Source organism: Guyparkeria sp. SCN-R1 (assembly GCF_003932495.1).
Taxonomy (GTDB): domain Bacteria; phylum Pseudomonadota; class Gammaproteobacteria; order Halothiobacillales; family Halothiobacillaceae; genus Guyparkeria.
In genome coordinates, this window is sequence record NZ_QZMT01000020.1 from 16,223 (window position 1) to 32,557 (window position 16,335).

The window sequence follows — 16,335 nt, forward strand, 5'->3', positions numbered from 1 at the left end:
GCAGGATCCGTCCACCACGAACTTATATCGGCCTAATCGGTTACCATCCGATCGTTTCTAGGCCAAAGGATGTTTGTTTGAGAGCAAAGCTCAACGACGCCTAGGTTTGAGGATTTCTTGTGGGAGATGGATCTGCGCTTTATGGGAACAACTAACTTCGAGTTCCTGAGGGAACACAGCCCCATCTTCTACCAGCTTGCAGCCACTGCTGAGCAGGCCTTCGCGGCAGACCCCAATACCACCCTCATCAAACTCCGGCAGTTGGGAGAAGCGCTGGCCCAAGAAGTCGCTGCTAATACCGGCATTGAGTTTGATGGAATGGTCTCGCAGGCTGATTTGCTTTTCCGCATCAGTCGTCAAATCCGCTTGGATCCCACCATTCGTCGGCTTTTTCACACCCTTAGGATTGAAGGAAACAAGGCTGCGCACGAATTCCAGACTAGGCACAAGGAAGCCCTGGATGGACTTCGTGTCGCCAGGGAACTGGCCATCTGGTTCCACCGCGCTTTCGGGCGAGACGGTGCAACCTTCAAGCCAGGACCCTTCGTGCCACCCAAGGATCCTGGTGAGCCTCTGCGCCACCTCGCCACTGAGATTGAACAGCTCAAGGCCGCGCTCACTGCGGCTAATCAGAAGCTTGAGACGAGCACGGAGTTGGCCGAGCTTACAGCGAAGGAAAGAGAAGAATACGCCGAGTTGGCGGACCATATGGACGCCGAGGCTCGCACGTACGAGCAGTTGGCGCTTGAGCGTGAACAAGCGCTGAAACAGGAGCGGAAAAACTTTGAGCAACGACTGCAGGCGATTCGGGAACAGCAGGAAAGCCAACCTCAGGCAGTTCAGTTGGTCAGCAAGGCAACGAGGCAGGCAAGTGCCGATCTCACGCTAAATGAAGAGCTGACCCGCATATTGGTCGACCAGCAACTCAATGAAGTGGGTTGGCTGGCTGACAGTCAGGAACTGACCTACGCGAAAGGGGCGCGGCCCGAAAAAGGGGCGAACAAGGCGATTGCGGAGTGGCCTACTATCGGTAGACAAGCTGCCGACTATGTTCTGTTTGTCGGTCTGACGCCGATTGCCGTGGTCGAAGCCAAACGCGAGAACACCAATGTCGCGGGCAAGATCACTCAGGCGGAGCGCTATGCCACTGGGTTCAAACCGACCGCTGAGATGCAGCCGGCCTGGGAAGTCGAAGGGCGAACGGTCGCCTGGCCGGACAGTGGGGAAGGGCACTATCAGATCCCGTTCGTGTATTCCTGTAACGGTCGGCCGTTCGTAAAACAATTGGCTGAACAGTCCGGGACCTGGTTCCGGGACGTGCGTGCCCCTGCCAACACCAAACGACCGCTAGAGGAATTCCACAGCCCGGAGGGTTTGCTGGATCGCCTGACGCGCAGTCGATCGCTGGCCGAGCAGAAACTGCGGGCGGAGGGCTTCAGTTACCTCAAGTTGCGGGACTATCAAGTCAAGGCCATCCAGGCGGTTGAGCATGCCCTGGCGCACGATCAGCGTCACTGTCTACTCGCCATGGCCACGGGGACGGGTAAGACGCGCACCATTATTGGCCTGATGTATCGGCTGCTTATGGCGGAGCGTTTCAAACGCATCCTGTTCCTGGTCGACCGTACGGCTCTTGGGCAGCAGGCCATTGACGCGTTCAACGATGCCCCATTGGAGCAAAACCAGACGCTTTCCAAGATTTACAACGTCGCCGAGCTCGGCGATATGGCGACCGAGGCCGAGACACGCATCCAGGTGGCCACCGTCCAGTCGATGGTACGGCGCATTTTCCAGTCCGATCAGCCGCCGCTAGTCGACGAATTCGACTGCATCATCGTCGACGAGGCGCACCGGGGTTACACCCTCGACCAGGAAATGACTGAGGGTGAACTAGCCGTTCGAGACCTGAGCCAATATCTTTCCAGTTATCGCCGTGTGCTCGACTACTTCGATGCGGTCAAGGTCGGCATGACAGCAACGCCAGCCAAGCACACCACCGACATCTTCGGGAAGCCGATTTTCACCTACTCCTACCGTGAAGCCGTCGCCGATGACTGGCTGATCGACCATGAGCCGCCGATCCGGTACGAGACCCTGCTAAGCCAGAAGGGCATCCATTTCGAGAAGGGGGAGAAAGTCAGCGCGATCGATGTTCGAACCGGACAAGTGGAACTGGCTGAACTTGAAGACGAGCTTGATTTTGACATCGAATCGTTCAACCGCCGGGTAATCACCGAAGGATTCAATAAGGTCATCTGCGAACAACTGGTCCGGGAGATCGATCCTTTTGGCGACGAGAAGGTGATGATCTTCTGCGCGACGGATCTGCATGCCGATATGGTGAAACGCTTGTTGGACGAAGCCTTCAGCGACCTATACGACGAGGAATACAACGAAGCGGCTGTGCGCAAGATCACCGGCACCAGCGACAAGGTCAACCAACTGATTCGGCGCTACAAAAACGAGCGCTACCCGACCATTGCCGTCACGGTTGATCTACTGACCACCGGTATTGACGTTCCGACGATCTGCCACCTGGTATTTCTGCGCCGGGTACGTTCGCGCATCCTGTTCGAACAGATGCTGGGTCGCGCCACCCGCCGTTGTGACGAAATTGGCAAGACCGTGTTCAAGATCTATGACCCTGTCGACATCTACGCGGCGCTGGAAGAAGTGAGCAATATGAAGCCGCTGGTTAAAGACCCCAATGTCACTCTTGCGCAGTTGGCCCAGGAACTGACCGACCCCGAGAGCTTCGAGGCGCCTGGCAATCAGCCAGATACCACCCATGCCCACGATGTGCTCGATGCATTCAGTCAGAAGCTCATGCGCCTGCTGCGCCAGGCGAACAAGCAGGCCGAAACCAAGCCGGCGTTGAAGCAAAAACTCGACGAGCTGGAACAGCTCTGGGACGTTGAGCCGGCCAAGCTCCACCAGCATCTGCACCAACTGGGTCCGCAGCAGGCCAGTGAGTTCGTGAAAACGCACAGCAACTTGCTGGGACAGCTGGCCGAAGTGGCCGACCTTGCGGGCACCGATCAGCGGCCGTTGATCTACGAGGGCGCAGATGAGTTCAGGGAGCGTACTCAAACCTACGGCGTCAGCGAACGCCCCGGTGACTATCTCGACAGCTTTAATGACTTCATCCGCAACCAGATCAATCAGTCCGCCGCTCTCTCCGTTGTCGTCAATCGGCCCAAGGACCTGACTCGCGACCAACTCCGCGAGATCCGCCTGCTGCTGGAGCAGAATGGCTACACCGAGGCCAAAATCCGGGCTGCCTGGCGCAACAAGACTAATCAGGAAATCGCCGCGAGCATCATTGGTTACATCCGTCAGGCTGCGCTGGGTGAACCGTTGGTACCATTCGAGCAGCGTGTGGCCCACGCCATCAACACCATCAAGGCAAAGCATGGATGGTCTCCCATCCAGCTCAAATGGCTCGACCGTCTCGCCAAGCAGCTTACCCACGAAGTTGTCGTCGATGACGACTTCATCAATCGTGCCTTTGCCAAGGACGGCGGTGCCAGGCGGCTCGACAAGCTCCTCGGCGACCAGCTTGACACCGTACTAGATGAGCTCGCTGATTCCCTCTGGGAGCAGGCCGGATAATTAATTAGAGAGAACAACTGAACAAACATGGGTAATAACAACATCGTCCAGAAGCTCTGGGCCCAGTGCGACATCCTGAAAGATGACGGCATCAACTATTCAGACTACGTCACCGAATTGGTATTGCTTCTATTCCTCAAGATGGAGTTCGAAAACACCGAGGCCGGCATCCTGGCTCGCCATAAATTGCCTGAAGGGTGCCGGTGGCCAGATATCCGAGATAAATCCGGCATTGTGCTACTCAACACGTATCGGCAGATTCTCCTCGACCTTTCGCAAAGCAAGGATCGATTGATTTCTGCCATTTTCTCTGATGTGCAAACCCGTTTGCGCGAACCGCGTCATCTCGAGCAACTGATCAAGAACATTGATCAGCTCGACTGGTTCAGTGCTCAGCGCGATGGGCTGGGCGACCTCTACGAAGGTCTGCTGGAAAAAAACGCTAATGAGACCAAGTCCGGTGCCGGACAGTACTTCACGCCGCGGCCATTAATTGACAGCATCATCCGCTGCATCCAGCCACAACCAGGCGAGCTCGTTCAGGATCCGGCGGCCGGCACGGCCGGGTTCCTGGTAGCCGCTGATGCTTATATCAAGGGCAATACTGACGAACTCTACGACCTCAATGAAAAGAGGCAGGCGTTTCAACGTGAAAAAGCATTTATCGGCATGGAGTTGGTGCCCAATACCCGTCGCCTCGCGTTGATGAATTGCATGTTGCATGGCATGGAAGGGGACGATGAAGGCGTGGTCCATCTGGGGAACACGCTCGGTCTCCCAGGCGCCCAGCTTCCAAAGGCGGACGTAATCCTCACCAATCCGCCGTTCGGCACCGCCAAGGGTGGCGGTGGCCCAACGCGGGACGACTTTACTTTCAAGACCAGCAACAAGCAGCTCGCCTTCATGCAGCACATCTACCGCAGCCTTAAGCCCGGTGGTCGGGCCGCAGTAGTGGTGCCGGACAATGTGTTGTTCGAGGCGGGGGTGGGTACGGACATCCGCCGTGACTTGATGCACAAGTGCAACCTGCACACCATCCTCCGCCTGCCTACCGGCATCTTCTACGCGCAGGGCGTTAAGACCAATGTGCTGTTCTTCACCCGTGGCACCGCAGCCAACCCCCAGCAGGAGGAGCACTGCACCGAAAACGTTTGGGTCTACGACCTGCGCACCAATATGCCTAGCTTCGGCAAGCGTACCCCGTTCACCGATGATCATCTGGTGCCATTCGAACGCGCCTATGGTGATCGCGCCGATGGCACGGCGGAGCGGACCGAAGGGGATTGGCCATGGCTAGATGATGAGATTGATCGCACGGTCGAAAACGGGCGCTGGCGGTGTTTCTCCCGTGACTGGATCGAGAGCCAGAAGGGCGACTCGCTCGATATTGCCTGGCTCAAGGATGAGGACAGTGTGGATGTAGCCAACCTGCCGGAGCCGGGTGTGCTGGCGGGGGAGGCGATGGCGGAGCTGACCGAGGCGCTGCGTGAGTTGGATAGCTTGATGCAAACGTTGGGCGAAGGTGATGAAGCTTTCGCTCAGCGGGAGTTGCTGGTGGAGGCGTTGGGACTAGAGGGGGAAGCTAAGTGAGTATTGACGGCATTCCTGCTGCTTGGTGCACCGCCCTACTAGGGGATATTTGTACTAAACCTCAATATGGGTACACAACAAAAGCGAGTGACGCAGGCGAGGTTCAGTTTTTAAGAACTACGGATATCACTAAAGGGCCGATTGACTGGGGCGCCGTTCCGTACTGCTTTGAACCACCGGCCGACGTATTGAAATATCAGCTCCATCATGGAGATATCGTTATATCTCGTGCAGGGTCGATAGGTTTTAGCTCCCTAATTGAAGACCCGCCGGTAAAAGCAGTGTTTGCTTCCTACTTAATTAGGTTTAATCCAATCTTGATGGATGCAAATTACGTAAAGCGTTTCCTGGAGTCCGGGAGCTATTGGTCCCAACTGGCGGCGAGCGCGGCTGGGAACGCTCTGCAGAATGTCAATGCAAAAAAACTGCAAAATATCGAGACCTTGGTCCCGCCGATCGCCGAGCAAAAACTAATTGTCGTCAAACTAGACGAACTGCTAGCGCAGGTGAACACCACCAAGGCTCGCCTTGACGCCATCCCCGCCATCCTCAAACGCTTCCGCCAATCCATCCTTGCCGCCGCTGTAAGTGGGCGGTTGACGGAAGATTGGCGAACTCATAATGGGGTCGATTTTTCTGAGTGGAGCGAAACTGATTTTTCAAAAATAAGCGATTTAATTACTGTCGGTTATGTCGGCAAAATGTCAGATCAGTACCAGGATCATGGGGTTCCGTTTTTACGTTCGCAAAACGTGAGGGAATTTCGATACTCTCCCGATAATCTGTTATTCATATCAGAAGAATTTCACAAGAAAATCAGTAAGTCCAGTCTGCGTCCTGGGGATCTGGCTGTTGTTCGGTCGGGAGCCCCCGGGACGACTTGTGTGATACCAAACTCATTACCTATTGCGAACTGCTCGGATTTGGTAATTGTGCGACCTGGTCCTTCACTAAATCCGTACTTTGGGGCAATTTTCATGAACTCCGAGGCGGGAAAGGCGCATGTTGGTTCAAACCGAGTGGGTGTTGCCCAGCAGCATTTTAATGTTGGCTCGATGAAAAAGATGGGCATAAGGTTGCCTACAAGTGCAGAGCAAACCGAAATCGTTCGCCGCGTCGACCAACTCTTTGCGTTTGCCGATCAGATCGAACGGAGCGTCCAGGCGGCCCAGGCACGAGTTAACCAGCTGACCCAATCGATACTCGCCCAGGCCTTCCGCGGTGAGCTGACTGCCGAGTGGCGCGTGCAGCATCCCGAACTAATCACGGGCGAGAATTCCGCCGAGGCCTTGCTGACACGGATCCGTGAAGAACGTGCCAATGCACCGAGGACCCGGCGTGGGCGGCGCAAGGCTTCTGCGTGAGGCGCGTCCGGGGCAGTGCTGCATACGCATCATGATTCATTAACTTGATCCAAATGCGGGTCTAAAGACAAGGAGGTCGGTTGTGAGCTCTCAGAAATATTCGGTCAATCAGCATTTGATCGAGACCCTGATGGCATGGGTCAAGTCCGGAGAGATTGCGATTCCCGAGATCCAGCGCCCGTTTGTCTGGGATGCGACCCAGGTACGCGATCTGCTCGATAGCCTATACAAGGGCTATCCCGTCGGGTACATCATCGTCTGGAAAAACCCGAACGTTCGTCTCAAGGACGGCTCGGTCGCCGAGGGCAAGAAGGTGCTCATCGATGGACAGCAACGCATCACGGCTTTGAGTGCGGCGCTGGTGGGGCAGACGGTTGTGAACAAGGAATACCGCTCTGTTCGTATTCGAATCGCCTTCAACCCTCAGGAAGAGCGCTTCGAGGTCACCAACCCGGCGATCGAAAAGAACAAGGCCTGGATTCCCGACATCGTACCGGTCATGCAGGGCGATATCAGCCTGCTGAAGCTGATCCGGGAATATACGGCGGCGAATCCCGAGATGGATGAAGACCTGCTGGAGCGGGTGTTCAGTCAGCTGACCGGTATCACGAGAAAGCAGATCGGCATGATCGAACTGGCGGCCGACCTGGATATTGAAACGGTCACGGAGATTTTTATCCGTATCAACCGGGAGGGTGTGACGCTCAGCCAGGCGGACTTTGTCATGTCGAAGATTGCTGCCAATACGGAATACGGCGGCAACGAGTTGCGCAAGGCCATCGACTACTTCTGCCACCTGGCGGTGGCGCCTGAGTTCTTTGCTCATGTGGAGGGCAACGATGAGGCGTTTGCCCGGACCGAATACTTCCAGGCGATGCGTTGGCTGCGCAATGAGAACGATGATTTATATGACCCCAGCTATAGCGATATGCTGCGGGTGGCATTCGCCTCGCAATTTGCGCGGGGCAAGCTGGCTGACCTGGTGGGGCTACTCTCGGGTCGCAATTTCGAAACGCGTAGCTATGAGGCCTCGATCGCCGAATCGTCGTTCGCCACGTTACGCACCGGCGTGATGGAGTTTATGAAGGAGACGAATTTCAAACGTTTCCTGATGATCATCAAATCGGCCGGGTTCGTGGACAGCTCGCTGCTGCGTAACCGTCAGGCGCCGCTGAATTTCGCCTATGCCCTGTACTTGAAGCTGCGATCCGATGGCTACTCGTCAGGCGACGTCGAACGGTATGTACGGCGCTGGTTTGTTCTTTCGGTCCTGACCTCCCGCTATTCCACGCAGGGGGAGACGCGCTTTGAGCAAGATATTCGCGCCATCGATCAACGAGGGTTTGGTGCATATCTTCGGGCCACCGAAGAGGCGGAGCTATCCGACGCCTTCTGGAATGTTGGTCTGGTCCAGGACCTGACCACATCAAACGGGAACCACTCCGCCTTCAAGACCTTCCTTGCCTCACAGGCCAAGGACAATGTGCGCGGGTTCCTGTCCAAGGACATCACGGTGCGGGCTATGCTGGAACACCGCGGCGATGTGCACCACCTGTTTCCTAGGGAACACCTCAAGCGGGAATTCGGCCTCAAGCGATCCGAATACAACCAAGTCGCCAATTTCGTTTACACGCAGCAAGAAATCAATATCGCGGTGGGGGCGTTACCGCCTGAACAGTATATGGGCACCGTGTTAGAGCAATGCGAGAATGGAATGCCCGTTTATGGCGGCATCGTGGATCGCGATGAACTGCGCGACAACCTGATTGAGAATGCCGTGCCCACGTTGGTCATGGATGGCGGACCGTTGGAGTACGAGGACTTCCTGAGTGAACGACGTAAATTGATGGCCAAACGTTTGCGTGATTACTACCAGGCGCTCTGATAGCGCCAAAGGATTCTGCTGAATCGCCCCGATTTTCTAGACACGCGCTAGCCGGGTGAAATGGTACTGATCGGACACTAGAGGAGGGAAGCCGGCGAAGTCGCTTCTCCGCTTGACTGCCTCTCTCAGACGATCAAGTCAGGACGAGCAGCTGTAATGGGAAACACCACCGACGTGGAACAAAGATGACGGCTTGAGTCGGTAGTATTTTTCTTCCACCGCTTTGGATTGCTCGGCGTATGGCTGGTTCATCACCTCCTGCAGTTCCCGGATTGCCGAATAATCGCCGGCGGCTGCCTGTTGGTAGGCCGGCACGAGGAACCACTCTCTCAACGTGTACTTCGGGTTGACCCGTTTCATGGCCTTAGAGATGTCGTCGCGAGTTCGGGCCAGTTCGGTTGCCGACTTGGTGTTGTCGTCGACACCGACTAGCGATCGCCACTTGGCCAGCCACTGGGACCAGCGCTGGTCGGTGGCGTGGGTGTTCTGTGCAGACGGCTTGCCTGAAACGCCCTTGGAATCGAGATCGGAATAAAAGCTCTTCTTGAGTGGCTCGATGCTGTCGGGAACGGCCGAAAGCTCACGGAAGAAGAGGGTGTAATCCACCGGGGTCGTGGTCATCAACGTTTGCAGTTCGACAAACAACTCGCCGTCGACCGACGCCAGGCCCAGTTTGCTGGCCCACATCCGTTCCAACTTTTCGCCCATTACCTTGGCAAAGTCGTCTTCAATTGCGTCCAGTTGCGCGATCGCTTCCGGATCGTCGTCCAGCAGGGGGCACAATGTGGAGCAGAACGTGCGGAAATTGCGTTCCGCGGCGGCGGGCTGGTTGGAAAAACAAAAATGACGCCCGCCGCCCGTCCAGGGTTGAAAGTACAGATCGAAGACCTCGCAAAATCCGAACGGGCCGTAGTCGAGCGTAAAGCCGCCGGCCGCGCAGTTGTCACTGTTGAAGTTGCCCTGGCAATAGCCCACCCGAATCCAGTCGGCAACCAGCGATGTGAGCCGGTCTCGGAACGCGTGCGCAAGCGAGATGAGCTGTTCGCCAAGCCTCGCTTCTCGATCGACGTCCTCGGCGTATTCCCGGTCAATCAGGTGCAAAACGAGTGCTTCCAGTTCTTCCTTGGCGCCCGGGTGAGCCTGCTTGCGGACGCGGCGGCTGAACAGTTCGAGCTGGCCGACCCGGATGAAGGAGGGCGCCACCCGGGTGGAGATGGCCACCGGTTCCCGAACCAGGGTGTCGGGGTTCATGGCCTCGCTGCCCTCCGAGTACCAGGGCCGATCGACCGTTTCGGTCTTGGATACGTACAGGCTTAGTGACCGCGATGTGGGTATTCCGAGGGCGTGCATGTGCTCCTGGGCGAGGAATTCGCGAACGCTGGAGCGCAGGACCGCCCGGCCATCCGCGCCCCGGCAATAGGGCGTGCGACCGGCGCCTTTCAGTTGCATCTCCCATCGTTTTCCCCGTGTCACGACCTCGAGCACGGAAATGGCCCGACCGTCGCCGTAGCCATTGCCGGTTTGAAACGGGCACTGGCGGTCGAACTCCGTGCCATAGATGGAAAGGGCGTAGCCACTGGCCCAACCGACACGGCTCATCGTCTCGGGCACGACGCTCAGGTCACCGGAAAACAGGCGGATGAACTCCTCGGACTGGGCCAGGCTGTCGTCGAAGCCGAGGTCACGGAAAAGCGCCCGACCATGCGCGACGTATTCCGGGTTTTCGATCGGGGTCGGCTTGACCGGGACGTAATGCCCGGAAAAGACCTGTCTTGGTGAGTGGTCGATGCCATTGGTCGTCGCATCCGGATCGCCTTTGAGCGTTCTCATCAGGGAGTAGTCGACGACGCCGGCGAGCTCCTCGAGACTGGAGATGGCTGAGTGCTTTTCGGGCAAGTCTTCCTGGTTCTCTTGTTGGGTCTGTTTTGGGGTCATGCGTATTCCCGGGTGCGCCTGGTGTCGAACGGTCGGTTACGTGGGGCGAGTTGGCGTATCGCTGTTTTTGACCGGCCAGGCGGGGTGATGTCGGCACTCGTCGCGTGTTGCCATTCCGAGTGACAAGTCGAGCCAGGAGATGATCAACACCGGAGGATGTTGCGGTTTTCTCTCGTCACCGGAACCGTCAATACGTGGGCATGCTGCTATCGACTTCCTCTGCCCAGGCATCGACGCCGCCGGTGAGGTTGATCACGTCGGTGAATCCCTGCTGTTCCAGGAACCGGGCAACCTGCATGCTGCGCATGCCATGATGGCAAATGCAGACGATTGGCTTGTGCTTGTCCAAATGCGCGACATTTGCCGGAACGGTGTTCATCGGCATCATCCGTGAGCCGTCGATATGACAGGTCTGGTACTCCCATGGCTCTCGTACATCGAGTAGCAGGGGGCTGGGACGGGTTTCGTCGTTGAGCCAGGCGGCCAACTCTTTTGCCTTCATGTTTTGCATGGGTTCTACCCCGGTTTATCGATGGGTCGTCGTGTCCCTTCGGCAACCCTGGTGCGAAATTTGAAGAGAAACGGTGGCCAGCGAGCCCGTTTGCCGGGGAAGGTGCTGATTCGATCCGAGCACGCCCACGCCAAGGGGCGGACAAGTCAGTCACTCCCCGCCATGGCGAACCCAAAGCGCCGAACGGGCGTATCGGTAAAGCGCTTACTCCAGATAGGAGCGCTTGCCGGGTACGCCGTCCCATTCCTCGGCGTCGGCCGGCGGGTCTTTCATCTCCGAGATCGTGGGCCATTGTTCGGCCAGCCGGCTGTTGAGTTCGATGAAATCGGTCTGGTCTTCGGGTACGTCGTGTTCGTCGAAGATCGCCCCGGCCGGGCATTCGGCGACACAGACGTCGCAATCGATGCAGATCTCCGGGTCGATCACCAGCATCTCGGGCCCCTCGCAAAAGGCATCGACGGGACACACGGAGACGCAGTCCGTGTATTTGCACTTGATGCAGTTCTCGGTCACGACGTACGTCATTCGTTTCTCCTCGAGCGCTTCAATTCAAGGGCAATGGCTGGGGGCGCTGCCCCATGCACGGTCCCGGGGGCAGAAAGCCCGAGTTTATCACTTGGTATTTCCCAATCGACCCGACGCCCGCCGAGACGTTGGCCATTTCGTGGAGCCCGTCTCTAAGGCTGGCGGTTGGATCGGTTCTGTCGCTTGCCGAAGGGGCGCCGCGGCGATCGGCTGTTCGCGTGGGTGTCGAGCTTGCTCAATGAAGGGGTCATGGCGGCTTCGTCGCCCGATCGAGCTAATGCGACTACCGCGAGCATAAACAAGGTCTTACCTTTTGCAAACGGAGTGGTGGCACGCTTTGGCGTGTGGATTCATCCGTTTTCAGGCGTCCGCCCTCGCTTGAGTGGTGCCAGGGCCGCGATGTGCTCAGGAAATAGGCCGCGACGGCCACCCAGGATCTGCGAACTGATGGCGGGCTGGCCAATCATGCGCGGCACGGTTGTTTGAAGGCGGTGCCTCGGAGATGCGCGAGATACGTCCCAGTCTTCAACGTTTCCGCTTTTCGAAAGCAGTCCAGAGAACGCCCCGTCCCCACGGGATGATGGCCCCGAATGCGGGGCTTTGAGACCGATCTCAACTGCCCTGTCCGGGTTTGATGCCGAGCCTTGTGGCCATGCGGTGCAGGTTGCCGGGGTCCATGTCGAGCTGGCGTGCCGTGGCGGCCCAGTTGCCATTCTGCGCTGAAAGGGTGCGCAGAACGATGTCGCGCTGAAACGCGTTGGTGGCCTCGCGCAGGCTGCGTGTTTCCGGAGGATGGTCGGCTGAGGGTCGGGTGTCGACGGGTTTTGAGTCGCTTGCCGAGCGTTCGCGTGACAGGTCCAGGTGGCGTGCGTGGACGCGAATCACGGCGCGACGCTGTTCTTCCGCAGAGAAGGCATCGGCCTCGCCCAGTGCGCGCAGTGCGCCCCGGGCAAGCACGTGCTCGAGCTCGCGGACGTTGCCTGGCCAGTCCCATTGCAGCAGGGCCCGTTCGGCCTCTGGTTCCAGTCGCAGGTTGGCCACGCCCAGGCGAATGCGGTTTTCCTCGAGAAAGTGCCCAGCCAGTAGCGGGATGTCCTCAATCCGTTCACGCAGGGGTGGCACCCGTAGCGGGAAAACACCCAGCCGATGATAGAGATCCTCGCGAAAGCGTCCGGCCTTTACCTCGGTGATCAGATCACGGTTGGTCACGGCGACGACGCGCACATCCACGGGCTGCACCCGCTCGCTTCCCAGCGGTTGAATCTCGCCTTCCTGTAGGACGCGCAACAGCTTGGGTTGCAGCGACAACGGCAATTCGCCGACCTCGTCGAGCATTAGGGTGCCGCCGTCCGCCATGGCGAAGTGTCCGCGGTGGTCGTTCATGGCGCCGGAAAAGGCGCCACGGCGGTGGCCGAATAGGGCGCTCTCGATCAGGCTCTCGGGCAGGGCGGCGCAATTGACATGCACCAGGGGCCCATTTCGGCGCTGGGATCGATCATGCAGGGCGCGAACGACGTGCTCCTTGCCCACCCCGGTCTCGCCGGTCAGCAGGACGTTCATGTCCGTGGGGGCCACCAGCTTCACCGAGCCCATCAGCTCGCGCATGACCGGACTGCCCCATTCATGCAGGGAGGGCTGGTGGTGGCCGTCATCCAGCGCTTCGCTGAGCATCGAGCGGGTGGCGCTGAGCCGTTTCGCCACGCGCAGACAGGTGGCCAGGAGTTCGGCGGCCGCCTGAAGCTCGCTCTCGTTGAGGTTGTCCAGATCGCCGGGGCCGAGCGCGTCGAGCGTCAGGATGCCCGTCAGGCGACGATCGTCCTTCAATGCCACGCCGACGCAGTCGTGCACGTGGCTGAGCTGCTCGTCCAGCAGGCCGTCGAACGGGTCGGGAAGGTCGGTGTCCGGCGGGAAGCGGCAGACGCCCGGATGGGCGGCGATGGCGGCAAGCCGGGGGTGTTCGTCCAGTGTGAATTCCCGCCCGCGAACCTCGTCGTTGAGGCCGAGAACGGCCACGGGGCGCAGGATGCCATCGTCCATCACCATCAGGGTGCTGGCGTCGGCGGGATAGTCCCCGACCAGCGCCTGCAGTATCGACTGCCAGTGTTGGCTCAGGGCCTGGTCATCGTCGCCATCGGCCAGTCGGGCAAGGAGCTCACGCAGGGAGTGCAGGAATTCGGTCATCATGGATTGTTATCTTAACAGCGACCGTGTCATGGGAACATTGCTGTTCGATGTCGAAAAAACATTGATTCGATTGGCTGCATGACGGGGACGAACGGGAGAAATGGCGTAGTGGCGCCACTTTCGAGGATTGTGCGTCGATCAGTGGGGGTAGGCACGCTGCTTGCTCAGTGAAGGGGTAGACGATTCAATCCGACCAGGAGCTAGACCATGTTGACGAAAGACCAAGAAAGCCTGATCGAGGCCACCGCCCCGGTGGTGGCCGAACACATCGACGAGATCACGAAACGGTTTTACCCGTTGATGTTCCAGCGTTACCCGGACGTCAAGCCGCTGTTCAACGAAGCCAATCAGAAGAGCGGCCAACAACCCCGCGCCCTGGCCGCGGCCGTGGTCGCCTACGTGCAGATGCGCAAGCACCCGGAACTGGTGGGCGACAAGATGGCCGTGGTGGTCAGCAAGCATGTCTCTCTTGGCATCCGTGCCGACCAGTACCCGATTGTCGGCGAGTGCCTGATGGCGGCGATTGGCGACGTGCTGGGAGAAGCGATCACCCCCGAGATTGCGGATGCCTGGGGTGCGCTTTACTGGGAACTCGCCGATTTCCTGATCGAGCAGGAAGATGCGCACTACGCGGCCTTTGCCGGCAAGCCTGGTGGCTGGCGCGGGACACGCCGGTTTCGCATTGCCGCAACCAATCAGGAGAGTGCGGTCATTCGCTCGTTCGTGCTTGAGCCCGAGGATGGCGGAGCCGTGGCCGACTTCCAGCCGGGGCAGTTCATCGGCGTTCGGCTGACGATCGATGGCGAGCCGGTCTACCGGCACTACAGCCTGTCGGAGGAGCCCAACGGCCGCTATTACCGCATCTCCGTCAAGCGTGACCCCAATGGCACCGCCAGCCGTCACCTGCATGATGCAATGACCGTCGGAGACACGCTCGAGCTGCTGCCGCCGGCGGGCGACCTCACGCTGCAGAAGGGCAGCGAGCCCTTGCTGCTCGTCAGCGGTGGAGTGGGTCAGACACCGATGCTGCCGCTGGCACGGCAGGCCCTGGCCGATGGGCGCAAGGTGGTCTACATCCATGCCGCCATCGATGCGGACCATCATGCCTTTGCCGAGGAAATCGCCTCTTTGCGGGAAGGGCATCCCGAGCAGTTGCAGACGGTCACGATCTACGACCAGGGTGGCGGCGGTGATCACGCCGGCCGCATCGATCGGGATTTGCTCGCCCGCTATCTACCCGGCAGCGAGACCCGTTGCTACTTCGTGGGGCCGGCGCCATTCATGAGTGCAGTCGAGAACGCCTTGGCCGATTTGGGTGTGCCCGAAGATCGACGCCACTATGAGTACTTCGGCCCGTCACAGCCACTCCAGGCGGCCTGACACGCGTCACACGAAGCACTGTCTCAAACCCGGAACCATCGTCGTTCCGGGTTTTTTTGTTGCGCCGGTGAGGGCTGGGTGTCGGAATCCATCACCCGCCCGCGAGGGGCGCTCTCTTCAATGGCGCGAGCGCCGCTATGTGCTCGGGTGACAGGCCGCAACAGCCACCCAGGACCTGCGCGCCTTCGTCGATCCATGTTTCGGCATACCGGCGCAGTTCGGGGGGCTCGATCACGTCCTCGAACTGCCAATGAGGGGATTTGAAATACCCCGAGTCCGGGTAGGCCATGAGCGGACCGTCGAACGTCGCGCGCAGGATTTCCAGGGCATCGGAGACCAGATTCGCTGGCGTGTGCATGATGCCCGCCGCGTCGACTTCCCAGTCGTGCAGGATCGAGATGATTTTCGCGAATGGGACATCCTCGCTTGGGCCGAACCCGAGGAGCTGCCCGTTCTCGCCGCGCCGGGCGGAGAATCCGGCCCAGACGGGCAGGCCGGTCTGGGCGGCCGCTTCGAACACGAGCGGCATTCGGGCCGGGTCGTACATCATCTCCAGGAGGAGCAGGTCGCAACCCTCGTCGCGAAGGAGCAAGGCTTGTTCGCGGAGCGCGCGAGCCATCTCGTCGAGGCCGATGGCCGCATTCGTGTCCGGCCGTGCCGATGCCTCGGCGATCGGTCCCCGATGTGACAACGACCCGGCGACCATGACATCCGGCCGGTTGCAGCGCTCCCTTGCCCGCAGTGCGGCACGGACCGATGCCCGGTTGATCTCCTCGAACTGGTCGCCAAGGCCGTCGAGTTCAAGCAGGGTGCGCGAGGTGGCGTAGGTGTTTGCCGTGATGATGTCGGCACCGGCAGCGATGTAGTCCCGGTGGATCTGTTCCAGGATCTCGCCGTGTTCGAGAGAAGCCGGGCCACTCCACGCGCCCGCGCTCATGGGGACGCCACGTTTTTCCAGCTCGGTGCCGGTGGCACCGTCAAGCAGCCTGACCTCGCCTTTTTGCAGCGCTTGGTACGTCATTGCCATGCCATCCCGGGTGGGTTTGTGTATCCCTGTCATTGTGGCAGACAACGTGGTTGCGGCTGGGATCGCTGCCGTGCAGGCAAACGGTTGGTCCGTTGCGTGCACCAGACGTGGCGGTTGCTCGGGCTATCGATTAGCTCATCTGCAAGTTTGGCGGTGATCTGTCGCCAGAGTCGGTCGTGCTGCGCGAGTATCCATCCGCTCGAAGTCCATGACTTCAACGCGATTTCGGTGGCGAGGGCGGCTAACATAAGCCCAGCTATCTTTTTTGGGTAAGCGGATTAAATGGTTGATCTTACCTTTGCATGAGAGTGAGACAGACCGG

10 protein-coding genes are annotated in these 16,335 nt (G+C 59.0%); 5 read left to right on the forward strand and 5 right to left on the reverse strand.

Annotated elements, in window-relative coordinates; translation table 11 throughout:
• Nucleotides 1-126 precede the first annotated feature (126 nt).
• The 4 genes from hsdR to D5687_RS09835 all read left to right on the forward strand — a co-directional run bounded on the left by hsdR (nucleotide 127) and on the right by D5687_RS09835 (nucleotide 8,451).
• Nucleotides 127-3,612 (forward strand): type I restriction-modification system endonuclease, encoded by a 3,486-nt coding sequence (gene hsdR / locus D5687_RS09820; protein WP_204742180.1) that lies wholly within the window; start codon nucleotides 127-129, stop codon nucleotides 3,610-3,612.
• 27 nt (nucleotides 3,613-3,639) lie between these two features.
• Entirely contained in the window at nucleotides 3,640-5,202 is a 1,563-nt protein-coding gene (locus tag D5687_RS09825) for an N-6 DNA methylase (RefSeq protein WP_125199602.1), read from the forward strand.
• Nucleotides 5,199-6,566 carry a restriction endonuclease subunit S gene (locus tag D5687_RS09830; protein ID WP_125199603.1) on the forward strand — a complete coding sequence of 456 codons (1,368 nt, stop codon included), beginning with the start codon at nucleotides 5,199-5,201 and terminating at the stop codon, nucleotides 6,564-6,566. The genes D5687_RS09825 and D5687_RS09830 overlap by 4 nt, the downstream gene beginning before the upstream one ends.
• An 82-nt stretch (nucleotides 6,567-6,648) precedes the next feature.
• Nucleotides 6,649-8,451, forward strand: coding sequence for a DUF262 domain-containing protein (locus tag D5687_RS09835; RefSeq protein ID WP_125199604.1), 1,803 nt, complete (start codon nucleotides 6,649-6,651; stop codon nucleotides 8,449-8,451).
• 138 nt (nucleotides 8,452-8,589) lie between these two features.
• Here D5687_RS09835 and D5687_RS09840 read toward each other — a convergent pair whose 3' ends face one another.
• From D5687_RS09840 to norR, 4 genes are all read right to left on the reverse strand, one after another.
• Nucleotides 8,590-10,386, reverse strand: a complete 1,797-nt coding sequence (locus tag D5687_RS09840) for a YdiU family protein (protein WP_204742181.1) — start codon at nucleotides 10,384-10,386, stop codon at nucleotides 8,590-8,592.
• A gap of 187 nt (nucleotides 10,387-10,573) precedes the next feature.
• Nucleotides 10,574-10,897: a rhodanese-like domain-containing protein gene (locus D5687_RS09845; RefSeq protein WP_125199605.1), complete on the reverse strand. Its 324-nt coding sequence runs from the start codon at nucleotides 10,895-10,897 to the stop codon at nucleotides 10,574-10,576.
• A 204-nt stretch (nucleotides 10,898-11,101) separates the two neighbouring features.
• Nucleotides 11,102-11,422 (reverse strand): ferredoxin FdxA, encoded by a 321-nt coding sequence (gene fdxA / locus D5687_RS09850; protein ID WP_125199606.1) that lies wholly within the window; start codon nucleotides 11,420-11,422, stop codon nucleotides 11,102-11,104.
• A gap of 612 nt (nucleotides 11,423-12,034) precedes the next feature.
• On the reverse strand, nucleotides 12,035-13,606 hold the full coding sequence (gene norR, locus D5687_RS09855; protein WP_204742182.1) for a nitric oxide reductase transcriptional regulator NorR: 1,572 nt from the start codon (nucleotides 13,604-13,606) through the stop codon (nucleotides 12,035-12,037).
• A gap of 207 nt (nucleotides 13,607-13,813) precedes the next feature.
• On the opposite strand from norR, the gene hmpA reads away from it, so the two are divergent.
• Nucleotides 13,814-14,986, forward strand: coding sequence for an NO-inducible flavohemoprotein (gene hmpA / locus D5687_RS09860; protein WP_125199607.1), 1,173 nt, complete (start codon nucleotides 13,814-13,816; stop codon nucleotides 14,984-14,986).
• Nucleotides 14,987-15,077: 91 nt separating this feature from the next.
• On the opposite strand, the gene D5687_RS09865 is transcribed toward hmpA, so the two are convergent.
• The gene (locus D5687_RS09865; protein ID WP_125199608.1) at nucleotides 15,078-16,115 is read right to left on the reverse strand and encodes a homocysteine S-methyltransferase family protein; all 1,038 of its coding nucleotides are present in this window, start codon (nucleotides 16,113-16,115) and stop codon (nucleotides 15,078-15,080) included.
• Nucleotides 16,116-16,335: the final 220 nt, after the last annotated feature.